Consider the following 25479-nt stretch of genomic DNA (forward strand, 5'->3'; position numbering starts at 1 on the left):
CGCTGACAGTGCCCTGGCAAAACACCCTGCGAGCCAAAGCGCGCAGGGTGTTTTGCTGTCAGCGGGACCCTGCCACCTGCCGCTCAGCATGGCGTGGTAGTGGGTCGAGAAGATCGTCAGCTGTTCAGCTATGATCGTGCGCTGTCTCGGTGTTGGCGTGCTGCGGAAACATTTGCCAATCGGCGGGTCGGAAGAAGTGCGAAACCCACCCACTTCGGCTGCATTGCCTGACCGGAAATAACGGAGTCATCATGACGTTTTTTGTTACCGCCCAGCGCTTGGGTATGTCGGTGTTGTTGTTGCTGGCCGGCCCGATCATGGCAGCGGAACCGCTGCGCATTCAGCAGCTTCAGCGCTGCGGCGATCTGCTTGCTACCAGCGGGCAGCAGTTCTGCCTGCGTGTTTCTGGCCTGCAGGCGGGTGAATGGAGGGCTACGCTGAATGGCGAGGCTCTGCCGACCCAGCAAGCAGTCCGCGATGGCAACAAGCTGCAGTGGCACCTGGATGCGGAGGGAAAACACAGCGGTCCCTTGCTGCTGGAACAGGCAGGCCGCCAGAGCAATCCGGTCTGGTTGACCCTCGGCGGTAGCCATGTGGTCGCGGCCACGGCAGACGAGGTGGCCAAGAACATGGATGGCTTGACCTCCTATGTAGACCTGGTGAGCGTCATTGTGGAGGAAGACTACGACGGCGCGAAAGAGGCGCAGCGGCTGGCGGAAAAGTACGGCGCCAAAGTGGTTGGCGCCATCCCGCCGCTCAATACGTATCAACTGCGCCTGCCAGCTAAGAATCTGGATGAACGGGACGCCACCGTATTGCGCCTGGGTGGTGAGGTCAGCGTCGATGCGGTGGTGATCGAGGAGTCTGGGGCTGAGGAGGCGTTAGAGACCGATGCCGACAAAGGGCCGCCGGCCGACAATGAGGAGTGGGCCTCCAACCGCTTTCTCGACGCGGTCAATTTCTATCAACGGCGTTTGCAAAAGGATGACAGTAGCTTGCAAACCCATCCGGTGCGCATCGGCATCATCGAACGCGATGTGGATTTCGACAGTCCGGATTTTGCCGACTATGTGGGCGACTGCCGTAAGGACAGCCAGCGCACCTGCCTTTATGCGCGTGATGCCGACCGGCCAGACGGCCATGGCAGCACCGTCAGCGGGATTCTTGCCGCCGCGTGGAACAAGGGCGGCAACAGCGGATTTCTGCGTGGTCTGGACAAGGTAGGCCCAGGATTTGATGTGATAGTGGCGCGTGATTCCGACGCTGGCATTACCGCCAATGTCGCCGCTTCGGTGAATCTGGTAGAGGATGGCGCGCGAATCATCAATTGGAGTTGGGGGATACATCGGGTGGGCGCGATTGATGTGAATGGCGATCCCATTGATTCGCTGGTGCGCTCCGGCATCGCCATGAGCGGCTATGAAGAGCTGCTGGAGGAGTTCTTCCTGTGGTTGCGTCAGGAGCATCCGGATGTAGTGGTGGTTAATTCTGCCGGCAATGGCTCCTCGTTCTCCGGGCGCGACGAGTACCGGCTGCCCTCGTCTTTCGTGACCGACCAGCTGTTTGTGGTCGGCGGCCACGAACGCAGCGATGAGGATGTGCCGGTCGACGATTCGCGGTACGCGACCAAGCGCAAAGCCTCCAATATCGACATGCGCGTGGATATCACCGCAGCCGCTTGCGTGCATGGTTCTATGGCTAATGAAGGCGAAGAGGGCGAGGTGCACTGTGGTACTTCCTACGCCACGCCGTTGGTCGCTGGTCTGCTGGCGGCCATGCTGTCGATCAACCCGGACCTCGAGCCCGACCAACTGCGCATGTTGCTGCGCCGCAGCGCCATGACCATTGGCGAGGAGTACGACTTCGAGCCCACCGAGGGTGACGATCTGACCGCGCCCATCTTGCCGTCGGAACGTGCCAATGAGCTCAACAACCCGGACGTGGGCCATTCTGCCCGGCTGGACATGTACAAGGCGCTGGATCTGACGGTGCAGAGCCTGGATCGGGTGCGTTAAAAGTGGTCTTTTAGCAACTGGCAAGGTCAAACTCGGCCCCGTTGATAGCGGGTCAATCAGCGGGCGCATGACAGGCCCTCGCTGGTTGGCATCCCCCGGCTGCGGGCCTATGCTGTGTCATTCAAGAGACACAAGACAACAAAAGGCGTCCCATGAGCACAGCATTGCCCGATGGTCTGATTGTCGTGGCCAAGGCCGATTGTCCGACCTGCCGGCTGGTTGAGCCCTTGCTCAGCGAGATGGCCCAAGGCGGACCTCTGACGATCTACGTACAGGATTCCAGGGACTATGCCGCTGATCTGCCGGGTGCGCTCTATGACCAGACGCTGGAGCATTCCTATCGTCTCGGTATCGAGTTTGTGCCTACCCTGATTCGCGTTGAGAACGGCCAGGAAGTCGAGCGTACCTACGGTTGGCACAAGGAAGACTGGCGGGCAATCTCTGCCCACGCCGAGCTGGGTGAAGACCTGCCCGTGATGCGCCCGGGCTGTGGTTCAAAAACCCTGGAACCGGGTATTGCCGAGGAGCTGGAACTGGCCTTCGGCGACATCAAGCTCAGTTCACGTGAAATCGATATGGGCAGCGCGGAAGATCCGCTGGAGGCCTGTTTCGAACGTGGCTGGAGTGATGGCCTGCCGGTAGTGCCGCCCACACCGGTACGGGTGCTACGCATGCTCAAGGGCACCGAGCGTAAGCCCGATGAAGTGGTGGGCCTGATGCCGCCGGATCTGGTGCCCTGCACTGTTGAGAAAGTTGCCATCAATGCCGTGCTCGCCGGCTGCAAACCCGAATACATGCCGGTGCTGCTGGCCGCGCTGGAGGCTTCGCTTAGCGATGAGTTTGGTCTGCACGGACTGATCTGCACCACCATGTTCGGCAGCCCGATGATTATCGTCAACGGTCCCGCCGCCAAGGCTATCGGCATGAACTCGGGCGTCAATGCGCTGGGGCAGGGTAACCGGGCCAACGCCACCATAGGCCGCGCCTTGCAACTGATCATCCGTAACGTGGGCGGCGGCCGTCCGGGCGAGATAGACCGCTCTACTTTGGGTAATCCGGGCAAGTACAGCTTCTGCTTTGCCGAGGCCGAAGACAGTGACTGGGTGCCCTTGGCGCAGGAGCGTGGCGTCGAACAAGGGCGCTCCGCCGTGACCATATTCCCGGGCGAAGGCGTGCAAGGCATTGTTGATCAGAAGTCACGCGATCCCGAGTCGCTGGCGCGCTCGTTCGCATTATCGCTACGCACCGTCGACCACGCCAAGCTGGCGATGGCCGGTGATGCGGTATTGGTGGTTTCGCCCGAGCACGCGCGGGTATTCATCGACGCGGGCTGGTCGAAGCAGCGCCTGCGCGAAGAGCTGGAGCGACTGCTGCTGGCGCCCGGTGCCGAACTGGTAGCAGGCGCCGGCGGTATTGCCGAAGGTATTCCGGCCCGTTTCAAGGATCAGCACGTACCCAAATTCCGTCCCGGCGGCTTGTTGATTGTGCGGGCTGGCGGCACTGCCGGCCTGTTTTCCGCCATTATTGCCGGCTGGGCCGCATCCGGTCCGGTTGGTTCGTCTCCGGTAACACGAGAGGTAAATTCATGAACGACAGCATAGTGCTCGACCCGACCGCGGAACTCGCGCCGGCACAGCGCGCGCGCCTGGCTCGCCCCGCCAGCCTCGAAGGCAAGGTGGTAGGGCTGCTGGATATTTCCAAGCCGCGCGGCAATGTTTTTCTCGATCGCATCGAGGAGCAACTGGCAGCCATGGGTGTGCAGGTAAAACGCTACAGCAAGCCGACCTTCACCCGCGTTGCCCCCACTGAACTCAAGCAGAAAATGGCCGCCGAGGTTGATCTGCTGGTAGAAGGGCTGGCTGACTGAGGGTCTTGCACGTCGTGCTGTATGCATGACATAGCAGACCTGGAGTCACGCCAGATCCCAGGAGTAGGGGTTGCCTCCAGTGAATTTGTACAAGCTGCGGCCATGCAGTCGAAGGCGCTTGGCTTTGATCCGGCCATGGTCTTCGTGCCGCATCCGATTCAGGACCGCACCGACGATGAAATGCGCGCGCTGGCCGATGGCGCTCTGGCGGACATCCTGCGCCTGCTGCGTGCCGAACCGCAGAGCGCGAGCGACTGAAGCACAGAGGAGGGCGGCGGCATGACCGAAGCCCTTCCTCTTGTCACACGCCCGCCCTCGGTCGACAGGGCACTGGCCTGGCCGCTGGTACGGCAGTTGATAGTCGATCATGGTCGGACGCTGGTGCTCGACTGCCTGCGCACCGGTCTGCAGCGTTGGCGTGAGGGTCAGATTGACGATGAGCAGCAGTTGCTGCATTGGCTGCAGCGCCAGATAGAAACCAGGCTGGCGCCCTCAATGCGTCCGGTGTTCAATCTGACCGGCACCGTGCTGCACACCAACCTGGGCCGGGCGCCCCTGCCGCCAGAGGCCATCGCAGCGATGAACGCTGTGGCCCTGGGCGCCAGCAACCTGGAATACGATCTAGCCAGTGGCCAACGCGGTGACCGTGATGACCATGTGGAAGACTGGATTTGTCGGTTGACCGGCGCCGAAGCCGCCACAGTGGTGAACAATAACGCCGCCGCCGTGTTACTGGTGCTCAATGCACTGGCACAGCGCCGTGAGGTGGTGGTGTCACGCGGCGAGTTGATCGAGATTGGCGGCTCCTTCCGGCTGCCCGACATCATGGCGCGGGCGGGTTGCAAGTTGCGTGAGGTGGGCGCCACCAACCGCACCCATCCCAGGGATTATATTGAGGCCATAGGCGCGCGCACCGCCCTGCTGCTCAAGGCGCACACCAGCAACTACAGTATTGAAGGCTTCAGCGCGGCGCTCAGCGAGGCGCAGTTGGCCGAGATAGCGCACGCGCATCAGGTGCCGCTGGTGGTGGATCTGGGCTCGGGGTCGCTGGTTGATCTGCAGGCGCTGGGTCTGCCCGCCGAGCCAGTGGTGGCGCAGGTGTTGGCGCAGGGCGTGGATGTGGTGACCTTCAGTGGCGACAAACTGCTGGGCGGCCCGCAGGCCGGCATCATCGCCGGCCGAGCCGACCTGATTGCGCGGATTCGCAAGAGTCCGCTCAAGCGCGCGCTGCGTTGCGACAAGATGACCCTGGCGGCGCTGGAAGCGGTGCTGCGGCTCTACGCCAACCCGGACACCCTGGTGCAACGGGTGCCGACGCTGCGCCTGCTGACCCGCGCGCAGGATGATATTCAGCAGACCTGCCAAGCGCTGCAGGCCGCTCTACAATGCTGGGCGGGTGAGGCATTCGTGGTGGATGTCTGTCAGGTCAGTAGCCAGATCGGGTCTGGCTCCTTGCCATTGGAAGTGTTGCCCAGTGCGGCCCTGCGCTTGCGCAGCCGTAGCGGCAATCGGCGTATTCGCAGCCGCGAGTTGCGACAGTTGAGTGAGCGCTTGCGCCAACTCTCACAACCGGTGATCGGACGTATCGCCGATGATAGCCTGCTGCTTGATTGCCGTTGTCTGGAACAGCCTGATGCGCTGCGCGCGGTGCTGGCTGCCGAGGCATGATTATCGCCACCGCCGGTCATGTGGATCATGGCAAAACCGCACTTATCCGCGCGCTGACCGGGGTGGAAACCGACCGCCTGGCGGAAGAGCAGCGCCGGGGTCTGACTATCGAACTGGGCTTTGCCTGGCTGCCCGTCGAGAACGGCGAGCCCCTCGGGTTTATTGATGTGCCTGGGCACGAGCGTTTTATCAGCACCATGCTGGCCGGTGTGGCCGGTGTGGATATGGCGCTGCTGGTGGTGGCGGCCGACGATGGAGTGATGCCGCAGACCCGCGAGCACCTGGCGATTTTACAGCTGTTGGGCATTCGCCAATTGGCCCTGGTGATCAGCCGTTGCGACCTGGTCGAAGCGGCGCAGCGGCAGCAGGTTGGCGAGCAGGTGCAGTCGCTGGCAGCGGAGTCAGGCTGGCCCGATTCGGCGCTGTGGCACGTGTCGAGCAAGACTGGCGAGGGTATCGATGCGCTGCGTCAGGCCTTACTGACGCAGGCCGGCGCTTGGCAGGCGGAGCCCGGAGGTGGGTTGGCGCGATTCATGGTCGATCGCCGGTTCAACGTGGCCGGTGCGGGGTGCGTGGTGACTGGCAGCTTGGTCAGCGGCGAGCTACGCACCGGTCAGTCGTTGCTGCTGGGTGGCGAAGCACTGCGCGTGCGCAGCCTTCAGGTGGCCTCGCGCGAGGTGGCCGGGATACGCGCCGGCCAACGCTGCGCCCTGAATCTGACCGGTGCTCTGTCTGCTGATCACCCGCAGCGCGGCGACTGGCTGAATGAGCAAGCCTTACCGTTCAGTGACCGGCTCGATGTGAGTCTGCAGCAGCTGCCTGGCAGTCAATGGCATCGTGGTGTGCTGCAACTGCATCTGGGCACCGCCGTGTATCCGGTGCGGGTGATTGTGCTCGATGATGCAGCGGGGCTTGCCCAACTGATGTTGGAACAGCCGGTGCAAGCCGTGTGGGGCGACCGATTGATCCTTCGCGATCCGGCGTCCAATCTCACGCTCGGCGGCGGCCGGGTACTCGACCCGCAGGGTATGCGGCGCGGTCGGAGCAAGCCCGAGCGGTTGGCCCTGCTGGCCACCTGGTGCCTGGCGAGCACACCGCAGCAAGTACTGAGTGCCTTGCTGCAGCAAGGGGCAGTTGATCTGCAGGCCACAGCGCTCAAGCTCAATCTCTCTGCTGAGGCACTACAGGCCTTGCTCGCCGCAGAGACGTTGACACTGCTGCACGCTGGTGGGCAGCAGATTGCCCTGACACCAGAGGTGACCGAAACGCTCTGGAAACGCCTGCAGGAGAGACTGTTTGCCTGGCATCAGGCGCACCCCGAATTGCTCGGTCCGGGCGAAGGCCAGCTAGGCCTCGCCCAGTGTCTGCGGTTGCCCCTGCCGGTAGCCCGCGCCTTGCTGCAGCGCTGGATCGCGGCAGGGCGCTTGCAGCGCAGGGCCTGGACTCTGCACCTGCCAGGGCATAGACCGCAGCTCACCGCGGCGGATCAACTGCTGCTGGCGCGGACAAGCGCTGCGCTGTTGCCGCATGACTTGCGCCCACCCATTGTTGGCGAGTTGGCCAACCAGCTGGGTATGGAGCTTGAGTTACTCAAGGTGTTCTTGCGCCGCATGCAGCGCGCCGGGGAGCTGATTGCCGTGGCGCCCAATCGTTATTACCTGCCATCACAGGTCGATGACCTGGTAGCCGTAGCCCGGCAATTGGTGGCAGACTCGCCGACCGACAGCTTCAACGCGGCGCAGTACCGCGACGCATCAGGCATCGGCCGCAATCTGACCATTCAGGTGCTGGAATATCTGGACCGCGTCGGCGTCACCCGCTTCGCAGGTGGCCAACGTTTTCTTGCTGCTGGCTGAGCCTCAAGCCGGTACCGCATAGGAAGGACATCGTCCCCGGTGGGGCGCCCGGACTTCAACTCCGGTGAGATGCGCAACGCGTGTCTGGTGGGTTCGACTCCCATGTCCTTCCGCCATTTCCGATTGCCCCTGTTTGATGCGCCGCCAGGGAGTTACCGTCGCCTGAATCGAGTCATAAGCCATGTGAATGACTTTCCATCAAAGTGTTTTTACCGGTTTAGCCGCAGCTGATTCTGTCTCATTTATGCGGCTGAAACCTGTCTGGTAGCTTTCTGTTTTTCAGCGTTTCTGGCGCCTTGGGGTTTTTCCTTTGCACGAATAAATTCGCGGCCTGTGTGTACACTTGTATACATATTGTCGTGAGGCAGGCGCGCCGATAAACGTGAATATGACCAGCTGGTCATTTTGCCGAAGTGTCTCCCTGCCGTGTGAGAGTCTCTTGCTGCCCCCCCCGTTTTTTCTGGCAATTTCTGCTTTGCTCGCTTGCCAAATCGAGGTCTATGCTCTGGGCGGATCGAGTGCTGCTGGTGGTCTTGTTGTGGCAATCGATCGTTCAGTTTGTACGCAGCTTGCCAGCATGCACTGCAGGAATCAGTCGCACAACGCGGCTGATTCTGGCCTGCCGGACAGGCGCCATGAATGCCTCCATTACAAAAACAAACCGGAGATCTGCATGAAAGCTTCAACCCACAAGATTCCTCTGCGCTCGGCCGTGCTGACCGCATCGCTGTTCCCTTTGCTGCTGCCGTTGGCCGGCTGTCTCGGTGGCTCGGGCTCGGATGACGATGACAACACGCGCACCGGCACCTTCGTCGACAGCGCCGTGGCGGGACTGGATTACCAGACCGCAGGGGGTGCCAGTGGCAAGACCAGTGACACGGGAGAGTTCACTTACGCCAGCGGCGAGACGGTCAGCTTCGCCATTGGCGATCTGGCGCTGGGTGAAGCGGTAGGCGCCGAGATGCTCACTCCGTTGAGCATCATCGATGGCGCCAGCGGGGTCGACGATCAGCGCGTGAGCAACATGCTGGTGCTGCTGCAGAGCCTGGATGCGGACGGCAACCTGAACAATGGTATCCAGATCACCGAGGCGATCAGCGAACAAGTCTCGCTCAATGCCGCCAGTCTGACGCTGGACCAGGCGCCGGCCGACTTCCGCGCCAGCCTCACTACGCTGGTGGCCGAATTGCAAACCGACGGCGCCTTTTCCGATACAGATCCGCGCGCCCGTGTGCTGGTCAGCGCTGCCGATGCACAGGCGCATTTTGCGCGCTCCACCAGCCCGCGTTTGATCGTTAGCACGCAGGCAGGTGAGCTCAGTGGCTTTGAGGCTGACGAGAGCACCTGGCAGTTTCTGGGCATTCCTTACGCCAAGCCGCCGCTAGGTAATTTGCGCTGGCGAGCGCCGCAGCAGCCCGAGCCTTGGGAAGGTGTGCGTGATGCCATCGCCTGGAGCGATCAGGCAGCGCAGAATCCGGGGCTGGAGCGCTTTGGTGAAGGCGGCATGAGCGAAGATTCGCTCTATCTCAATGTCACCGCGCCCAAGGATGCAGAGAAGCTACCGGTCATGGTGTGGTTCCATGGCGGCGGTTTCACTTCGCTGACCAGCAACACTGTGCCGTTCAACAATCCCAAGGCGGTCGCCAGTCGCGGTGTGGTGCAGGTAGCCGTTAACCAGCGCCTGGGGCCGTTTGGTTACATCGCGCATCCTGAACTTAGCGCAGAGAGCGGTTACAACGGCTCGGGCAACTATGGCCAGATGGATCTGGTGATGGCGCTGGAGTGGGTGCAGGACAACATCGAGGCTTTCGGTGGCGACCCAGACAATGTCACTATCTTTGGTGAGTCCGGTGGCGGTCGCAAGGTGTTGTCGCTGATGTCGTCACCGCAGGCGAAGGGTCTGTTCCACAAGGCGATCAGCCAGAGCGGCACGCTTTATCCGGACACTCGCAGTCTGGCGTCCGCCGAGGCGATAGGCAGCGATCTGCAAAATAACCTCAACGCTGCATCCTTGGCAGAAATGCGCGAGAAGAGCTGGCTGGAGGTCGTTTCCGCAGCTGCGGCGCTGGTGCCTTACACCAACGTGGACAACTATTATCAGCCCACTACCGAGCGCGTGAGCTTCGAGACCGGCGCCGATAATGATGTGCCCTTCATGTTTGTGGTCAACACCAACGACACCATAGACCCCATCAACACCGTCAAGGAGGTCTTTCCGTGGATGGCGCCCCTGCGCGATGCTCCCACGTACGCCACGCTGTTCAGCCATCAGCCCGCTGGCTGGAAGGAGCGCGGGGTGCAGGCCTACCACGCAGCTGAGCTGGCTTACGTATTCAACATGCCGGAAAGCGTGATTACCCATTACCAGTTGGGCCTGGTGCTGGACCCGGCAACCGGCAGATCGCTGGTTATCGGTGATCTGAACGGAAACGGCGTCAGTGGTTCGGCGGGGGATCCGGCAGATATTTTCGCCTCCGCCGGTTTTGATGAGACCGATGACCTGGTTATCGACCGCATGCTCACCATCTGGACCAACTTCGCCAAAACCGGCAACCCGAGTGTCGAGGGCGCCATCGAGTATCCCGAATACGACGCCCAGGTCCAGGAGTACGTCGAGATCAGCGACACACTTGAGACCAAAGCCGGCATTGCCGATGAGTTTGCCGACGACTGACCCACTACAACAAAAAGGCCAAGGACTGGGGTTGCTGCGGGGTGACGCCAGTCCGGCACAGGAGAATTGTTATGAATACCCAATTGAAGGCGCAATTTCCGTTTCGCATGACGCTGTTGAGCGCTGCGCTACTTCCCCTTTTGGTGCTGAGTGGATGTAACGATGGCGACGATAATGATGACGGCGGCGACGTGGTTGAACTCTCTACCGGGACTTTTATCGATAGCGCGGTAGCCGGACTGGATTACCGCAGTGCCACTGTCGACAACGGCCAGACCGATGCGGCGGGCCAGTTCAAATACAAACCTGATGAGCGCGTCAGTTTTGCCATTGGCGATCTGGAACTGGGAGCTGCTACAGGCGCAGAGCAGCTGACGCCATTGAGCATTACCGAGGGTGCCAGTGACGCTAGCGATCCCCGGGTGACCAATATGCTGGTGTTGCTGCAAAGTCTGGATGCCGATGGCAATCTGAACAACGGCATTCAAATCACACAGCAGATCAGTGACGAGGTGTCCTTTAGCGCCGCCGAGCTGGATCTGGACCTCTCACCAGCTGACTTCAACACACAGCTGGCAACCGTGCTGGATACCCTGGAAACTGCCGGCGCCTTTAGCGACACTGACCCCCGAACGCGCAAGGTGATGTCGGCGGCTGATGCGCAGGCGCATTTCAAGCGCTCGACCAGTGAACGCCACGTGGTAACTACCGAGGCGGGCGACATCAGCGGCTTTGCGGTCGACGACGATACCTGGCAGTTCCTCGGCGTACCCTACGCCAAACCACCGCTAGGTGAATTGCGTTGGACTCCCCCTCAGCCGCTGCAACCTTGGGATGGTGTGCGTGAGGCAACTTCCTGGGCCGATCAGTCCGCGCAGGACACGGCGCTGGAATCGGTCAATGAGGGCGGCATGAGCGAGGACTCGCTCTATCTGAATATCACTGCGCCCAAGGACGCGGAGAACCTACCGGTCATGGTCTGGTTTCATGGTGGATCCTTCGCCATCCTCTCGGCCAACTCCAACCAATACAACAACCCGAACGGGCTGACCGAGAAGGGCGTGGTACAGGTGACGGTGAATCACCGTCTCGGGCCTTTCGGTTACATCGCCCACCCGCTGCTGACCGCTGAAAGTGGTTACGGCGGCTCGGGCAACTATGGCCAGATGGATCTGGTCATGGCGCTGGAATGGGTGCGTGACAACATCGAAGCCTTTGGCGGCAACCCCGGTAACGTGACCATCTTCGGCCAGTCCGGCGGCGGTGGCAAAGTCTACTCGCTGATGAACTCGCCGCAGGCTACCGGCCTGTTTCATAAGGCCATTGTACAGAGCGGCGTGGCACCACTCGATGAAGTCGGGGGCCCGGACGTGTCGTTGGCGGAGTCCGAGGTCATCGGCAGCGCACTGTTCGCGCGCGCGGGGGTCAGCACTCTGGAGCAGGCGCGTGCATTGCCCTGGAACGCGCTGGTCAAAGCCGATCAGGACAACAATATTCCGCGCCAGACCTATCGTCCTAACGCCGACAACTACTACCAGCCTAATACCTACTACCAGAACGTGGTGAACGGCATGCCGAGCGATGTGCCGCTGATGTCCGGCGTTACCTCGGGTGACTACGACACGTTGCGCGCCGCGTTGCCGGTCTGGCTGGAGCAGCGCACGGAGCAGTACCAGTCCGAGCAGTTCATCTACAAGTTCAGCCGGGTGCCGCCCGGCTGGAGCGAGAAAGGCTTGGCCAGCTGTCATGGGTGTGAATTGCCGTACCTGTTCAATTATCCCGCCGGTATGGTGCAGAACTATCTGCTGGGGCTGGTTCTCACGCCCGAAGGTACACGTCCGGTAATTGGTGATCTCAACAACAACGGCGTGACCGGCTCTCAGGGCGACGCCGCCGACGTATTTGCTTCAATGCGATACGGGGCGACCGACATGGCTATAGCGGAGCAGACCATGACCATGTGGACCAACTTCGCCAAAACCGGCAATCCGAGCACCGAAGCAGTGAGCTGGCCAGCCTATACCTTGGCGAACGATACCTTCGTCGAGATAGGGCCTGGCGCTGAAGTCACGGTAGAAACCGGATTGGCTGAATCGATTCAATAGTCACACCGCAGGCCAGGGAAGGCCGCGCCATTTTTGCTAGCCTCTAATAGCAGCCCCGAGCCGCAGCCCGCGTGCTCGGGCTTTTTTGTGCATCAATAAAGGGGGGCAGCCGGAGTTGCGTTCGTCAACGGCGTGCATTCAGCGCCTCGCTGTCACGCAATAGACACGCAGATGTAGTGAAAAAGCCGCCAAAGCTTCATCCGCAGTTCCCATTTCTGTCATCTGGCGTCTCCATTCTGTTTGGGTTCGTAACTACAACCTGAGAGGAAGGAACCGATGTCCAACGTGCAAAACGATCAGCTGGCAATCATCGATCACGGCGAAGGTGATGAGCCGTTGAGCACTCGCAAGATGAACCCGCTGTTTTCCAGCATCCTTGAAGCGCGTCTGGCCCGCCGGCAAGTGCTCAAAGGCAGCGCCGGTGCTGCTGCGCTGGGTTTTTTCGGCTTGGGTCTGGCCGGTTGCAACAGCGATTCTGACAATGATGACGAGGACGACGCGGGCGAAACCCCGGCGGAGCTGCTCGGCTTCAGTGCTGTTGCGGTCAACAGCCTGGACACCATTACCGTTCCTGAAGGCTACAGCCACCAGGTACTGATCCCCTGGGGTACCCCGATCATGGGCGGAATCGCCGCCTTCGCGCCTGATAACACTGGTGCTGACCAGGCCGGCCAGATCGGCTCGCACCACGATGGCATGCATTTCTACGGCATTGATGGCAGCTCGGAAGACGGACTGCTGGTTCTTAACCACGAGTACGTTGAACCGCGCCTGATGCACCAGTCTGCGGTAGGTTTGGCCTTGAACAGCAGCGCCTTGCCAACCTTCGCCGGCACACGCCCGGCAGATGAAGTGCGCAAGGAGCTGAATGCACACGGGGTATCCGTAGTGCGCGTGATCAAGGGCAACGATAACCAGTGGAAAATACAGTACGACGTGATGAACCGTCGTATCACCGGCCTCACGCCAATGGAAATTCGCGGCCCCGTGCGCGGCTCTGATTTCGTCAAAACGCTGTATAGCCCAGATGGCACCATGACGCGCGGCACCCTGAACAATTGCGGCAATGGGTACACGCCCTGGAACACCTACATGGCGGCCGAAGAAAACTGGGCCGGCTACTTCACCAACAAGGGCGACAACCCACGCGAACACGCACGCTATGGTGTAGGCAGCGGTACCGGTCGTTACGCCTGGGAACTGGCTGAAGGCGGCGCTGACGAGTTCATCCGCTTTGATGCCAGCATCAAGGGCGCTGACGCTACCCAGGACTATCGCAACGAGCCAGTCTGCTTTGGCTGGATGGTCGAGATCGACCCATTCGACCCCGATAGCAACCCGATCAAACGCACGACCATGGGCCGGTTCGGCCACGAGGGCGTGGTGTTTGCGCCAGCCGAGGAAGGCAAGCCGGTCGTCTGTTACTCCGGCGATGACTCGCGTTTCGAGTATATCTACAAGTTTGTCACCGCCGAGAATTACAACGCGGCTACCGCCAGCGGCGACATGCTGGACGAAGGCACGCTCTACGTGGCCAAGTTCAACGATGATGGCAGTGGTGAATGGCTGCCGCTGGTCTACGGCCAGAATGGTCTGGACGAAAGCAACCCAACGCCGTTCACTAGCCAGGCTGACGTTCTGGTCAACACTCGCCTGGCGGCTGACTTCATGGGTGCGACGCCCATGGACCGTCCGGAGTGGGGCGCGGTTGATCCGGCCAACGGTGATGTGTATTTCACCCTGACCAACAACAGCAACCGTACCGAGGATAACCTCAACGAGGCCAATCCGCGTTCTGCAAACCAGCACGGCCATATCATTCGCTGGAAGGAAGCCGGTGGCGATCAGGCTGCAACCACCTTCGAGTGGGATATCTTCCTGTTCGGTGGTGATAGCGGTGAAAGCGGTGTGGAAAACAACATCGGCTACGATCCGAATGGCGACAAACTGACTGCAGACAATATTCTCAGTTCACCGGATGGGCTGTGGATCGATCCGGACAGCCGCGTGTGGATTCAAATGGACAGTGGCTGGGATGATCCCTTCGGCAACTGCGCCATGCTGGTAGCTGACCCCAGGACCGGCGTGCTCAAGCGCTTCCTGGTGGGTCCGATTGATCAGGAGATTACCGGTATCACCATGTCACCTGACCAGAAGACCCTGTTCATCAACGTCCAGCATCCGGGTGAAGGCACCAGCGCCGCCAACTTTGCGGCAGGTAGCTTCAGCAGCAACTGGCCGGATAAAACCGCCGGCGCCTATCCGCGGTCTGCCACTGTAGTGGTCTGGAAAGACGATGGCGGGATTGTCGGTAGTTGAAACCGGAGGGGTGCCTTCGGGCACCTGATCTGAATACCGAGTCAGGCGCTGCTGCGCCTGACTTGCCTATTTTTGGAGGTGGTTATGGGTATTGGTGGAATCAGTGTGGGTTCGTTGTTGATCGTGCTGGTGATAGTGATGCTGCTGTTTGGCACCAAGCGCTTGCGCAACATTGGTGGTGACCTGGGCGGTGCGCTGAGCGGCTTTCGCAAGGCGGTAAGGGAAACCGAGCAAACACAGGACAGTCTGACGCTGGATGCCGCAGCGCAACCTGCAGCACAGCGCGAGAGCCAACAACGCGTCTGAGCCAAGGAGCCGCTTATGTTCGGCAATGGGATGACGGAGTGGTTGCTGGTATTTGTGGTCGGCCTGCTGGTGCTGGGCCCTGAGCGCTTGCCGGCAGTAATACGCTGGGTCGGTCGCCTGGCAGGGCGCGCCAAAGGTATGTTGGCTGAGGTACAGCAGGAGCTGAGTGAGTCGGTGCCGGCAGATGAACTGAAGGAGCTGTCGGACAACGTCAGAACCCTGCGTACCAGCAATGTGAAGAAGCTGGTGCGCCGGGTGGTGGTTGATGAGGTGGAGAGAAAACAGGGCTGAGGATCAGCCCTGTGGCTGACGATCAGTCAACTGCTGGAGCTGAACAGGGTGGCATCAAAGCCCGGGTGTCTTCCTGTGGGAAGCCATCCACTGTGAATTTACAACCAAAATCGGCGTCAGCCATCGCCGCCTGGTCCAGCAAATCATCGCCCTCAGGTTTGATACCCAATTGCTCCCACTGAATCATCGCATCAAAGGTATTGGTGAATTCCGCAATGGAAAAATCGCAGTGGCTAGGCGCTCTCACCGCGCGTTGCACCAGCCAGTCATCGCTACCCGCCGCTTCTGCCCGCTGACGATAAATCTGCTGCATTTTGATGGGTACGAAAAGATCTCCTAAGGTATGCACGGTGACTACGGGAACGTCAAACTCGCCGTTGATCTTCGGAATTCGGCGCAGGCCATTATCCAGTAGGGCGTTGGCCCCCTCTTCAGCAACTGCTTGGACGATGGCGTTGTTGAATGCCAGTTCTGCTGAGGTCAACGTACTGCCGGGAGCAGTCTGAAAGTGATAGGTAAAGTCGGTAGTATCCACCACGCTTTTATTTAACACCCCGGTGATCTTGCCGTCCGAGCCAAGAAAACCTTGCAGCAACTCTTGAAAACCGCCGAAGGAAAGTGGATAGATTGGACGCTCGCCGCCGCTGAGATTCTTCAGGATTTGAAAGAAAGTCAGGCCTTGGGGGCTAGTGAGTCCATCTGCGTTCGGATTAACGTCATAGTTGGTCCAGAGAACATCTTGGGCTGTCGCCTGCTTTTCAGCTGCATCCGTTGGAGAGACTGGAAAGTCGTCAGCTCCAACTCCGGCGGTTTCATAAAGAGCCAAGCCGTAGGCAGTGAAGTAGTCAAACAGCTCGGTATCGCCCATTACGCCACACATGGGTGCGGCACCAGAGTACTCCACAACATTGTTGGCCGTTTCCAGTGTTTCGCGCTCCACCGCCGCACCCGCGACGTGACCGCCCATCGAAACGCCAGTGATGTAGTACTTGGCAGGTGCGTCCAGCGTACGGCCATTGTCTGCCGCGATATCATTGAAAGCTAATGCCAGGGCGTTGGTATCTTCGACTCCGGTTCGGACATCATAGAAGTTGGAGCTGTAAGAAGAGGCAGCCCAGGCATAACCGTTGTCTAACAGATACTGGCGCATAGGGGGGCTGTCGACGGTCAGTTCACTGCCTTCTCCGCGGAACCCGTGCGCGTACATCACCAGATAGCCGTTCCAGTTTTCCGGTACCTCGATTCGGAAGCCAGCACCATTCAGCGTACCGGTCCAGCGGCTAGTATTGTCGTAGGCAGTGACGCCGGGGACCAAAGACCCAAAAGCCAGTTTCTGCTCATTGACGACGAAAAAGCCGTCTGCAATGCGCTTCTCCTGTGGGGTACGCTCATCTACTACGTCATCATCGTCGCTCCCCCCGCCACCGAGACAACCACCAAGGGCGAGGGTGCTGATGGCGAGACCGATCAGCGCGGTTTTCTTGAGTTCGAACATTGTTTTTATTCTCCGTGGGGCAAGCCGTTATTATTGTGAGCCTTGAAAGACGGGTACTGGCGTTGCGATATCTAAGTTAAGTTGCAAATTGCACTGCTCGCAAGCTGTCATTGCCTCGAATTGAGACAGTTTCGCTGGTGCCGATGATGGGCCATCAGTTCAAGTGATGGCTGTAACTTCAAATTCACCTGTTTGGGTGTTGGGCGCGGGAGACCGATACCGATAGCGTCTCATTTTCGACCCAGGCGTCTGGAATAACCTGTTCAGGGGGTTGCTGCAAAGTGGCAAAATCGTGACAATCGATGGGATCGTGCAGCCTGTTTCAGGCGTATAACAATAATTTTGCAAAGAAAGGTCAGTATTGTTGCTACCGCTGGCCCGGAAGCCGTGTCGCCGGCCCCTTTGCTACGGAGAACGCATGCCTTTGGTTGCTCGCTTTTCATCGGATGTCATCGTCAGATTGGTGACGGGTCTTCTGGTGCTGTTCAGCGCCTGGTTGCTGGCTCACCTGAGCTGGATGCTGGTCGAGCCTGACAGCGTACTGCCTGCGCCTGCGGCGCTGGGTTATCCCACCTCTGCCTCTGATACGCCTGCCGGTCAGCCCGGTTTTCGCGAACTCGCCCTGCTGTCTGTGTTGGGACGCGCTCCGGCGGCTGATGGCCCGGTGGTGGTGAACGCGCCAGATACCAAGCTCAGCTGGACGCTCAAAGGCGTGCTCTCCGACCCCGACCCCAAGCGCAGTGCCGCCATTCTCGCTACCCAGGGGCAGCCCGAGAAGCTCTACCGCGTCGGCGCCGATCTGCCCGGTCAGGTGCGTCTTGAACAGGTCCTCGCCGACCGGGTCATGCTGATGCGCGACGGCCAGCTTGAAACTCTGCGGCTAAAACAGCATAGCGCTGGGTCAGCTGCGCGCAGCGGTAGCCGCAGACCGGCACTTCCCAGCACCGACTCCAATGCCACCCTGGCACCCGATGGCGGTGTCGCACGTATTGACCGCGACGCCTGGTTGAACGATCCGCAACGCTTCATGGAAGTCATCAGCGCTACACCGGTGATGGTCGATGGCGCCATGTACGGGCTGGAGGTAAGCCCGGCCCGCAATGCACGTGAATTCGAAGCCGCCGGCCTGCAGCCGGGTGATGTGATTACCGATGTGGATGGAACACCGATCTCGGACATCGAGGACTATCGCGACATTCTCAAGGAGCTGACCGACGCAAGTTCGGTTTCGGTCTCTCTTGAGCGCAATGGTGAGCCCATGAACATAACGATAACGATGGATTGAAATACGATGCCAATGCAGTTTCGTCTTAACCGTTTTACCCTTTCGTTGGCATTGAGCCTGTGTTTGAGCAGCACGCCCCTGGCCGCCCAGGCGCTCATCGAGCCGCAGGGGGATGGCTCCGAGGACCTGGTGCTGAACCTGCGTGGTGCGGATATCAACGGCCTCATAGAAATTGTCAGTCAGGAAACCGGTATCAATTTCATTGTCGATCCGCGCGTGCGCGGCGAGGTCAACGTGGTATCCGGCAAACCCATTCCGCGTGGCGAGCTTTATCCGCTGTTTCTGGGAGTGCTCAAATCCTATGGTTTTGCAGCTGTGCGCGGGGCAGACGGGGTGGTGCGCATCGTGCCGGAAGTGCAGGCGAAGGAAAATGAACTCGCCGGCCTCAGTAGCGACACGCCGGGTGATGAGGTCATCACCCACGTAATCAATGTCAAGAATATCAACGCCGGGCAGTTGGTGCGCATCCTGCGGCCGCTGGTGCCCAAGGGCGGTCACCTTGCTGCAGCGGCGGAGTCCAATACCCTGGTTATTGCCGATACGGCCGCCAACGTGCGCCGCATCCAGACACTGGTCGAGCGTATTGATCAGGAGTCGATGGAAGACTTTGAAGTGCTGCCGCTTGAACACGCGTCTGCGCTGGATGTGGTGCGCATAGTGCAGGGGCTGGAGAGCAACGCCCCCAGCGAGGAGTTCACCAAGGGGCCGCGCATCATCGCCGATGAGCGCACCAATACGGTGATTCTGCGCGGCGATCCGCAAAGCCGCATCGCGCTGCGCAGTGTGGTGCGCAAGCTGGATGTACCTGGTCAGGATGGCAACACCCAGGTGCATTACCTGCGCTATGCCAAGGCCGAAGAGGTGGCCGAAGTGCTGCGTGGCATCGCTGAAGGGCGTGAGCAGAATGCGGGTTCGACGGGCCAGCAGGGCGGGGCGCCGGTTACCAGCAGCATGAGCAACCAGACGCGGGTGCGGGTCGAGGCGCATGAAAGCACCAACTCGGTGGTTGTCTATGGACCGGCTGAATTGTCTCGCGAGTTGTCCGGCATTATCCGCCAGCTGGATATTCGCCGCGCGCAGGTCCTGGTTGAAGCCGTCATTGCCGAGGTGTCCTACGAACGGGCCAAGGAGCTGGGCGTGCAATGGGGCTTCGGCAGCGAGAACTCCGGCGTCGGGGTGATCAATTTCGACCGCAACGGCCGCGGCATCGTTGATCTGGCGGCAGGTCTGAATGGTTTTCTGGATGGCGATCTGGCTTCTCCGCCATCGATTGGCAGTGGCGCCACGCTGGGCGGTATTGCCAGCATTGGTAGCGCCCAGATCGCATTGCTGATCAACGCGCTGCAGGGCGATACCGCCAGCAACATTCTGTCCACGCCCAGCTTGCTGACCCTCGACAACGAAGAGGCTGAGATCGTGGTTGGTCAGAACGTACCTTTTATTACTGGTCGCTCGGTAGAGGACTCCGGCCAGGCTTTCGATACCATCGAGCGTGAAGACGTGGGTATCAAGTTGAAGATTCGCCCGCAGATCAACGAAGGCAATGCGGTACGCCTGGAAATTGCCCAGGAAGTGTCGCAGATCGCACCAGGGGCCAGTGCGGCGGCCGACATCATTACCAACAAGCGCAGCCTGACCACGCATGTGATGGTTGATGACAACCAACTGATTGTACTGGGCGGCCTGATTGATGATCAGTTGGTAGAAACCGCAGACAAGGTGCCGGTGCTGGGTGATGTGCCCTGGCTGGGGCGTTTGTTCCGCTACGACACCTCCAATGTGCAAAAGCGCAACCTGATGGTGTTTTTGCGTCCGGTCATAGTGCGCGACACTGCCGTTGCCGAGAGCCTGACGCACAGCAAGTACAGCTATATACGTGACCAGCAACTGGCTGAACGTAACCGTCGGGGACGCGTGCTGTCGGACGAAAACATCCCGGTGCTGCCGGACTGGAACTACCTGTTGACCTTGCCTGCCCCTTTCGAGAACGCCATGCAGGGCGCGGCCAAACCGTCGCCCATCTCCGCACCGCCCGCAGCGCTTTAGGAGCTGGTCATGAGTGAGATCGAATTCAGTCCCCAGGCAGCTCCGGCCAGCGCGCCAGCCGAAACCGGCTACCGCTTTGCCAGGCGCTTTGGCGTGCTGCCGGGCGCGCTGCGGGAGGATGGACAGCTGGAAGTCTTCGTACGTGCCGATTGCGATCCGCAGGGTTTGCTGGAGTTGCGCCGACACAGCAGCCATCGGCTGAGCCCCACGCTGCTGGATGACGATACCTTTGCCGCGCGCCTGCGTGACAAGTACGAACGTTCGGCCAACGACGCCATGCAGTTCGTCGAGGGTCTGGGTGAAGATGCGGACTTGATGTCGGTGGCGCAGTCGCTGGCCGAGCCAGAAGATTTGCTGGAGTCGCAGGACGAAGCGCCGATCATCCGCCTGATCAACGCGCTCCTGTCAGAGGCGGTGAAGGAAAACGCCTCGGATATTCATATCGAACCCTTCGAGAACCGGCTGTCCATTCGGCTGCGGGTGGACGGCGTACTGCGCGAAGTACTGGAGCCGCCGCGCGCGCTGGCGCCGGTGATTGTTTCGCGTATCAAGGTCATGGCGAAGCTAGACATCGCCGAAAAGCGCCTGCCGCAGGACGGCCGGATTGGCCTGCGCCTGGTCGGCCGCGCGGTGGACGTGCGGGTATCCACCCTGCCGTCCGGGCATGGTGAACGAGTGGTGCTGCGTCTGCTCGACAAGCAGGCCGGACGCCTGGAGCTGCGCCAACTGGGCATGTGTGCTGAACATTATGATGCCATGGAGCGCGTGATCAGCCGACCGCACGGCATCGTGCTGGTAACCGGCCCAACCGGTTCGGGCAAGACCACCACGCTGTATTCCGCGCTGATGCGCTTGAACGACCGCACGCGCAACATTCTCACGGTGGAAGATCCGATCGAGTATTACCTCGACGGTATCGGCCAGACCCAGATCAACAACAAGGTCGACATGACCTTCGCTCGTGGGCTGCGCGCCATTCTGCGCCAGGATCCGGACGTGGTCATGGTGGGCGAGATACGTGACGTGGACACGGTGCAGATTGCCATTCAGGCCAGTCTGACCGGTCACCTGGTGTTCTCCACCCTGCACACCAACACCGCAGTGGGCGCCATTACCCGTTTGCGTGACATGGGCATCGAACCCTTTCTGTTGTCGTCCACGCTCAACGGTGTGCTGGCGCAACGACTGGTGCGCACCCTTTGCCCCGATTGCCGTGCGCCGCACGCAGCGAGCGCCAGCGAATGTCGACTGATGGGCATGGACCCGGAGCAACCTCCCACACTCTATCGCGCCGTGGGCTGCGACGCCTGCAATGGCGGCGGATATCGCGGGCGTACCGGTATTTACGAACTGATCGAAATTGACGACACGCTGCGCGGCCTGATTCACGATGGCGCCAGCGAGCAGGCCATGGTCAAGCATGCGCGCCTCGGCCAGATGGGGATTCGCCAGGACGGCCTGCGCCGGGTTCTGGCGGGCGATACGACGCTGGAAGAAGTCCTGCGCGTAACCCGGGAGGACTGAGCATGCCAGCGTTCGAATATGTTGCTCTGGATAACACCGGACGCACCCGCAAGGGCGTGGAGGAGGGTGATTCCCCGCGGCAGGTTCGCGGACGTTTGCGCGACCAGGGGCTCACGCCCATGTCGGTCAATCAGGTAGCCGAGAGCAGCTCGCGACTACGCATGCCCAGCATGCAAAAGCGCATCAAGCCGCTGGAGCTGTCGCTGGCCACTCGGCAGATGGCCACTCTGGCCAGAGCCGGTCTACCCATTGAAGAAGTGTTGGGCACGGTGGCGCGGCAGAGCGAATCCCCGCGAGTCAAGTCGGCCTTGTCTGCGGTGCGCACCCGGGTGATGGAAGGGTTGCCGCTGGCGCACGCACTGAGCGAATTTCCTTCGGTATTTCCAGCCATTTATCGCACCACCATCGCGGCCGGCGAGCAGGCGGGGCGGCTGGATGTGGTGCTGGAGCGACTTGCCGACAATGTGGAGGCGCAGAATGCGATGCGCCAGAAAATCCAGCTGGCGATGTTCTACCCGGCCATCCTTACCTGCGTTGCGCTGTTGGTGACCGTGGCGCTGCTGACCTACGTGGTGCCCGAAGTAGTGCAGGTGTTCGATGGCATGAACAAGGAACTGCCATTGCTGACCCGCTCGCTGATCGCGGTCAGCGATACCCTGCGCGAATGGGGTCTGCTGATGCTGGCTGTGCTGGTAGCGCTGGGGTTTGGCGCCAAGGCGCTGTTGAAAAAAGACCGGTATCGCCGCCGTTGGCATGAATTGCTGCTCAAGCTGCCCCTGCTGGGCCGATTGAATCGCGGCCTGAATACCGCGCGCTTTGCCCGCACCCTGAACATTCTGGCCGGCAGCGGCGTACCCTTGCTCGATGCGCTGAACATGAGCGCCAGTGTGATCAGTAATCTGCCCATGCGAGAGGCGGTTACCGAGGCGGCGCAGCGCGTGCGTGAAGGCGCGGGCGTGGGCTACTCACTGGAACGTAGTGGCTATTTTCCGGCAATGACGCTCAGTCTGATCAAGAGTGGCGAGAGCAGCGGCACCCTGGATCAGATGCTCGAACGCGCTGCTGAGACGCAGGAGCGAGAACTTGAAGCGCGCATTGCCATGGTCATGGGGGTTTTCGAGCCCCTGCTGATCCTGGCCATGGGTGGTGTAGTACTGCTTATCGTGCTGGCAATTCTGTTGCCGATCTTTGAACTCAACCAATTGGTGAACTGATGATGTGTACAACAACCAAGACTGCGCGCGCGGCCCAGCGCGGCTTTACCCTGATTGAGATCATGGTAGTAGTGGTGATCCTCGGTATTCTGGCCGCTGTGGTGGTGCCGCGGGTGATGGATCGCCCTGACCAGGCCCGTACCACCAAGGCGCAAAGTGACATTCGAGCCTTGGAAAGTGCGCTCAACCTGTATCGTCTCGACAACTTCAACTACCCCACCACCGAGCAGGGGCTGAATGCCCTGGTGCGCATGCCGACCGGCCAGAATGCGCCGCGCAACTGGCGTACCGGCGGCTATCTGGATCGTCTGCAGAAAGACCCTTGGGGCAATGATTACCAATACCAGACTCCGGGCCGTGACGGGCGCATGTTCGATCTTTACAGCCTGGGTGCCGACGGCAGCCCCGGTGGTACCGATGCCAACATGGATATCGGCAACTGGGATCTGGATCAGACGAACGAACGCTGATGAAGCTGGCGCGGCGCACAGCCAGCCTAGCGCAGGCCGGCTTTACCCTGATTGAGCTGCTGGTAGTCATGGTGTTGATCGGTGTGATCGCCGGGCTGGCCACGCTGGCCATCGGTGATGGCGCCGATCGCGAGTTGCGGCAGGAAGCGCAGCGTCTGGCCGGGGTGCTGCAACTGGCCCATGACGAGCTGCTGATCACCGGCGGCGCCGACCGCGCTCTAGGGTTACGCCGTGACGGCTACAGCATGCTCGATCTGGTGCTGCTGGATGACGCCACCCGCGAGTGGCAGGCGCTGCTGGACCCGCAACTGGGGCCGCATTATTTCAATGAAGGTGTGGTCGAGCTGGAGTACGAGGCTGAAGGCGCACGCCAGGGACTGCCGCAGAATGAAAGCTGGAAGCCGCACGTGCGCTTGAGCAATACCGGTGAAATGACGCCCGGCCTGATCATCCTGCGCGTGCCCGGCAAGGAGCTGGTGCAGTATTTAAGCGTCAGCCTCGAAGGCACCGTCGAGGTCAGCAATGAACGCCCGTAAATCAGCTGGCTTTACCTTGTTGGAAGTCATGGTGGCGCTCACCATATTGGCGGTGGCTCTGGCGGCACTGGTGAAGTCGGGAAGCGACCATGCGCGCAATACGATTTATCTGCAGGAGCGCACCATGGCGCACTGGGCAGGTGAGAACCTGCTTGCCGAATATCAATCGGGTATGCGACCCGCATCAGTAGGTGACCTCAGTGGCGAAACGGAAATGGGGCCATACCGCTTCGGGTACAAGGCGCAAGTGAGCGATTACACCGCGACCTCGCCGTTTCCGCTGCCGGCAGTGCGCCGCATCGATATTCGCCTGTGGCTGCTGCCGGGCGATGAAACAGGGCAGCGCGCGGTCGTCAGTGGATTTGTATTGCCATGAGTAGCACCCAGCGCGGCTTCACCCTGCTGGAACTGCTGATTGCCATGGCGGTATTCGCCATCATGAGCGTGGTCGCCTATTCGGGTCTGCGCGCCGTTCTGGACGCTGATCACATAACCCGCGCCAGCTCCGGTCAGTTGGCGGATTTGCAGGTGAGCTTGAGCGTATTGGAGCGTGATCTGGCGCAAATGGTGGATATTCAAGTTCGCGATGAGTTCGGTGACCGCCTTCCGCCGTTGCGTCTGTTGGCCAGCAACGAGCAGCCACTGTTGGAGATAGTCCGCGCTGGAGCAGGCGGCGATCAGCGCTTGCGCCGCACTGCCTGGCGCATTACCGAGACCGGGTTGGAACGTGAGCTGTGGCCCGGCGTGGATATAACCGACCCTGAGCAGCTGCGTGTTCAGCCCTTTGCCGATCTGGTTGAGGAGGATGAGCGGCTAGGCGTCGAGACCGGATTTGCCTTTGTGGTGCGCGGCCCCAGTGGTTTGGAGCGGGCCACCAGTTGGCCTCCTGAGGGGCTGGATCCGAGCAGCAGCCAACTGCCGCTGGCGGTAGAGGTGACACTGGATGTGCCACGCCTGGGGTTGATCCGTCGCCTGATAGCAGTGGGGGTGCAATGAAACCTCGTGTGCAGCAGCGCGGCGTTGCCTTGATCACCGCGCTTTTGGTGGTCGCCCTGGCAGTGACGGCAGCGGTGGGCATGGTATTGCGCGGGCAGGCCGATATTCGTCGCAGCAGCGCGGTGTTCGAACGCGACCTCTCACGCCATATCGCTCTGGGTGCGGAGAAAATGGTGTTGCAGGTGCTGGAGCAGGCTGACGGCCCGGATGATCTGATCTGGGAGACCTGTCTTTCGCCCGTGCTGCCCTTTGAGGTTGATCAGGTCAAGCTGCAGGCGACACTCGACAATATGCGCTGTCGTTACAATTTGAACGCTCTGGCCGGGGGCGACGAGCAGGAGCAGGCCGACTTTGCCCGCCTGGTCGATCGCGTCGCGCAGGATTCCGGCGTGACCATGCCCTCCGGGGCGCAACTGGCTGTGGCGGTGACTGACTGGATGGATCCGGAAACCGACGATCCGCTGTATCGCTTGCAGGATCCGCCGCGCCTGTCCGCCAACCGCACCATGCTGGTGGCTTCCGAGCTTAACTCGGTGGCGGGCATGACCGGCGAAGCCTGGCAGGCACTGGCACCTTATGTGACCGCATATCCCGCCGAGGACAGCCCTATCGACCTGGAGCGTAGCCCGGAGCTGATGCAAGAGGTCTTTGCCGAGCGCAGCGCCGGGGAGGGCGCTTCGTGGTTCATGCGTCTGCAGATAGTCGCCGAATTTGGCGAGCGACGCTTTTTTCAATGCACCTTGCTGGATGCGCCCAACGGCAAAGTGGTCCTGCGAGAACAAACGGCCTGTGAGCCCTGATAACAAGTGGAT

The 25479-nt window shown here is 60.6% G+C and carries 20 protein-coding genes and 1 tRNA gene; 20 read left to right on the top strand and 1 reads right to left on the bottom strand.

The features are described 5' to 3' along the window. Positions 1 to 251: 251 nt before the first annotated feature. The 11 genes from V7756_RS05700 (at position 252) to tatB (ending at position 15101) form a co-directional block, all read left to right on the top strand. Positions 252 to 2015 (top strand): S8/S53 family peptidase, encoded by a 1764-nt coding sequence (locus tag V7756_RS05700; RefSeq protein ID WP_442908959.1) that lies wholly within the window; start codon positions 252 to 254, stop codon positions 2013 to 2015. 152 nt (positions 2016 to 2167) lie between these two features. Then, the gene (locus V7756_RS05705; protein WP_335609187.1) at positions 2168 to 3604 is read left to right on the top strand and encodes a thioredoxin family protein; all 1437 of its coding nucleotides are present in this window, start codon (positions 2168 to 2170) and stop codon (positions 3602 to 3604) included. Beyond that, positions 3601 to 4140 carry a UGSC family (seleno)protein gene (locus V7756_RS05710; RefSeq protein WP_335609188.1) on the top strand — a complete coding sequence of 180 codons (540 nt, stop codon included), beginning with the start codon at positions 3601 to 3603 and terminating at the stop codon, positions 4138 to 4140. Before V7756_RS05705 ends, V7756_RS05710 begins: the two co-directional genes overlap by 4 nt. 21 nt (positions 4141 to 4161) lie before the next feature. After that, positions 4162 to 5550, top strand: a complete 1389-nt coding sequence (selA, locus tag V7756_RS05715; RefSeq protein ID WP_335609189.1) for an L-seryl-tRNA(Sec) selenium transferase — start codon at positions 4162 to 4164, stop codon at positions 5548 to 5550. Continuing rightward, complete coding sequence (selB, locus tag V7756_RS05720) at positions 5547 to 7406, top strand: selenocysteine-specific translation elongation factor (RefSeq protein ID WP_335609190.1); 1860 nt, start codon at positions 5547 to 5549, stop codon at positions 7404 to 7406. The genes selA and selB overlap by 4 nt, the downstream gene beginning before the upstream one ends. A 21-nt stretch (positions 7407 to 7427) precedes the next feature. Beyond that, positions 7428 to 7522, top strand: a tRNA-Sec gene (locus tag V7756_RS05725). A gap of 557 nt (positions 7523 to 8079) precedes the next feature. Beyond that, positions 8080 to 10080 carry a carboxylesterase/lipase family protein gene (locus tag V7756_RS05730; protein ID WP_335609191.1) on the top strand — a complete coding sequence of 667 codons (2001 nt, stop codon included), beginning with the start codon at positions 8080 to 8082 and terminating at the stop codon, positions 10078 to 10080. Between the two features lie 71 nt (positions 10081 to 10151). Then, positions 10152 to 12185: a carboxylesterase/lipase family protein gene (locus V7756_RS05735; protein ID WP_335609192.1), complete on the top strand. Its 2034-nt coding sequence runs from the start codon at positions 10152 to 10154 to the stop codon at positions 12183 to 12185. Positions 12186 to 12461: 276 nt separating this feature from the next. Continuing rightward, positions 12462 to 14504 carry a PhoX family protein gene (locus V7756_RS05740; protein ID WP_335609193.1) on the top strand — a complete coding sequence of 681 codons (2043 nt, stop codon included), beginning with the start codon at positions 12462 to 12464 and terminating at the stop codon, positions 14502 to 14504. Between the two features lie 84 nt (positions 14505 to 14588). Next, positions 14589 to 14810: a twin-arginine translocase TatA/TatE family subunit gene (tatA, locus tag V7756_RS05745; RefSeq protein ID WP_335609194.1), complete on the top strand. Its 222-nt coding sequence runs from the start codon at positions 14589 to 14591 to the stop codon at positions 14808 to 14810. 15 nt (positions 14811 to 14825) lie between these two features. Then, the gene (gene tatB, locus V7756_RS05750) at positions 14826 to 15101 is read left to right on the top strand and encodes a Sec-independent protein translocase protein TatB (protein WP_335609195.1); all 276 of its coding nucleotides are present in this window, start codon (positions 14826 to 14828) and stop codon (positions 15099 to 15101) included. Between the two features lie 22 nt (positions 15102 to 15123). Here tatB and V7756_RS05755 read toward each other — a convergent pair whose 3' ends face one another. Next, positions 15124 to 16596 carry an alpha/beta hydrolase gene (locus V7756_RS05755; protein ID WP_335609196.1) on the bottom strand — a complete coding sequence of 491 codons (1473 nt, stop codon included), beginning with the start codon at positions 16594 to 16596 and terminating at the stop codon, positions 15124 to 15126. 418 nt (positions 16597 to 17014) lie between these two features. Between V7756_RS05755 and gspC the strand changes: the two genes are divergently transcribed. The 9 genes from gspC to gspK are packed head-to-tail and all read left to right on the top strand — an operon-like array spanning position 17015 to position 25467. Beyond that, the gene (gene gspC, locus V7756_RS05760; protein WP_335609197.1) at positions 17015 to 17881 is read left to right on the top strand and encodes a type II secretion system protein GspC; all 867 of its coding nucleotides are present in this window, start codon (positions 17015 to 17017) and stop codon (positions 17879 to 17881) included. Between the two features lie 6 nt (positions 17882 to 17887). Continuing rightward, on the top strand, positions 17888 to 19927 hold the full coding sequence (gene gspD / locus V7756_RS05765; protein WP_335609198.1) for a type II secretion system secretin GspD: 2040 nt from the start codon (positions 17888 to 17890) through the stop codon (positions 19925 to 19927). A gap of 9 nt (positions 19928 to 19936) precedes the next feature. Next, positions 19937 to 21451, top strand: coding sequence for a type II secretion system ATPase GspE (gspE, locus tag V7756_RS05770; RefSeq protein ID WP_335609199.1), 1515 nt, complete (start codon positions 19937 to 19939; stop codon positions 21449 to 21451). A 2-nt stretch (positions 21452 to 21453) separates the two neighbouring features. Next, on the top strand, positions 21454 to 22665 hold the full coding sequence (gene gspF / locus V7756_RS05775; protein WP_335609200.1) for a type II secretion system inner membrane protein GspF: 1212 nt from the start codon (positions 21454 to 21456) through the stop codon (positions 22663 to 22665). A gap of 2 nt (positions 22666 to 22667) precedes the next feature. Further along, on the top strand, positions 22668 to 23135 hold the full coding sequence (gene gspG, locus V7756_RS05780) for a type II secretion system major pseudopilin GspG (protein ID WP_335609317.1): 468 nt from the start codon (positions 22668 to 22670) through the stop codon (positions 23133 to 23135). Then, the gene (locus tag V7756_RS05785) at positions 23135 to 23671 is read left to right on the top strand and encodes a type II secretion system protein (RefSeq protein ID WP_335609201.1); all 537 of its coding nucleotides are present in this window, start codon (positions 23135 to 23137) and stop codon (positions 23669 to 23671) included. Before gspG ends, V7756_RS05785 begins: the two co-directional genes overlap by 1 nt. Further along, entirely contained in the window at positions 23658 to 24047 is a 390-nt protein-coding gene (gspI, locus tag V7756_RS05790; RefSeq protein ID WP_335609202.1) for a type II secretion system minor pseudopilin GspI, read from the top strand. Before V7756_RS05785 ends, gspI begins: the two co-directional genes overlap by 14 nt. Beyond that, complete coding sequence (gspJ, locus tag V7756_RS05795) at positions 24044 to 24667, top strand: type II secretion system minor pseudopilin GspJ (RefSeq protein ID WP_335609203.1); 624 nt, start codon at positions 24044 to 24046, stop codon at positions 24665 to 24667. Before gspI ends, gspJ begins: the two co-directional genes overlap by 4 nt. Next, a complete protein-coding gene (gspK, locus tag V7756_RS05800; protein ID WP_335609204.1) occupies positions 24664 to 25467 on the top strand; it encodes a type II secretion system minor pseudopilin GspK in 804 nt (267 codons plus the stop codon). Before gspJ ends, gspK begins: the two co-directional genes overlap by 4 nt. Positions 25468 to 25479 lie beyond the last annotated feature (12 nt).

The sequence above is a fragment of the Halopseudomonas sp. genome (assembly GCF_036961105.1).
In the GTDB taxonomy this organism is placed as follows: Bacteria; Pseudomonadota; Gammaproteobacteria; order Pseudomonadales; family Pseudomonadaceae; genus Halopseudomonas.

Excerpts from the sequence above, each read along its gene's own strand:
- gspC (WP_335609197.1), top strand. The coding sequence starts at position 17,015 with ATGCCTTTGGTTGCTCGCTTTTCATCGGATGTCATCGTCAGATTGGTG.
- V7756_RS05700 (WP_442908959.1), top strand. The coding sequence starts at position 252 with ATGACGTTTTTTGTTACCGCCCAGCGCTTGGGTATGTCGGTGTTGTTG.
- V7756_RS05785 (WP_335609201.1), top strand. The coding sequence starts at position 23,135 with ATGAAGCTGGCGCGGCGCACAGCCAGCCTAGCGCAGGCCGGCTTTACC.
- tatB (WP_335609195.1), top strand. The coding sequence starts at position 14,826 with ATGTTCGGCAATGGGATGACGGAGTGGTTGCTGGTATTTGTGGTCGGC.
- V7756_RS05705 (WP_335609187.1), top strand. The coding sequence starts at position 2,168 with ATGAGCACAGCATTGCCCGATGGTCTGATTGTCGTGGCCAAGGCCGAT.
- gspK (WP_335609204.1), top strand. The coding sequence starts at position 24,664 with ATGAAACCTCGTGTGCAGCAGCGCGGCGTTGCCTTGATCACCGCGCTT.
- V7756_RS05740 (WP_335609193.1), top strand. The coding sequence starts at position 12,462 with ATGTCCAACGTGCAAAACGATCAGCTGGCAATCATCGATCACGGCGAA.
- gspJ (WP_335609203.1), top strand. The coding sequence starts at position 24,044 with ATGAGTAGCACCCAGCGCGGCTTCACCCTGCTGGAACTGCTGATTGCC.
- gspF (WP_335609200.1), top strand. The coding sequence starts at position 21,454 with ATGCCAGCGTTCGAATATGTTGCTCTGGATAACACCGGACGCACCCGC.
- selB (WP_335609190.1), top strand. The coding sequence starts at position 5,547 with ATGATTATCGCCACCGCCGGTCATGTGGATCATGGCAAAACCGCACTT.
- tatA (WP_335609194.1), top strand. The coding sequence starts at position 14,589 with ATGGGTATTGGTGGAATCAGTGTGGGTTCGTTGTTGATCGTGCTGGTG.
- selA (WP_335609189.1), top strand. The coding sequence starts at position 4,162 with ATGACCGAAGCCCTTCCTCTTGTCACACGCCCGCCCTCGGTCGACAGG.
- V7756_RS05755 (WP_335609196.1), bottom strand. The coding sequence starts at position 16,596 with ATGTTCGAACTCAAGAAAACCGCGCTGATCGGTCTCGCCATCAGCACC.
- gspD (WP_335609198.1), top strand. The coding sequence starts at position 17,888 with ATGCCAATGCAGTTTCGTCTTAACCGTTTTACCCTTTCGTTGGCATTG.
- V7756_RS05735 (WP_335609192.1), top strand. The coding sequence starts at position 10,152 with ATGAATACCCAATTGAAGGCGCAATTTCCGTTTCGCATGACGCTGTTG.
- gspI (WP_335609202.1), top strand. The coding sequence starts at position 23,658 with ATGAACGCCCGTAAATCAGCTGGCTTTACCTTGTTGGAAGTCATGGTG.
- gspG (WP_335609317.1), top strand. The coding sequence starts at position 22,668 with ATGTGTACAACAACCAAGACTGCGCGCGCGGCCCAGCGCGGCTTTACC.
- gspE (WP_335609199.1), top strand. The coding sequence starts at position 19,937 with ATGAGTGAGATCGAATTCAGTCCCCAGGCAGCTCCGGCCAGCGCGCCA.
- V7756_RS05730 (WP_335609191.1), top strand. The coding sequence starts at position 8,080 with ATGAAAGCTTCAACCCACAAGATTCCTCTGCGCTCGGCCGTGCTGACC.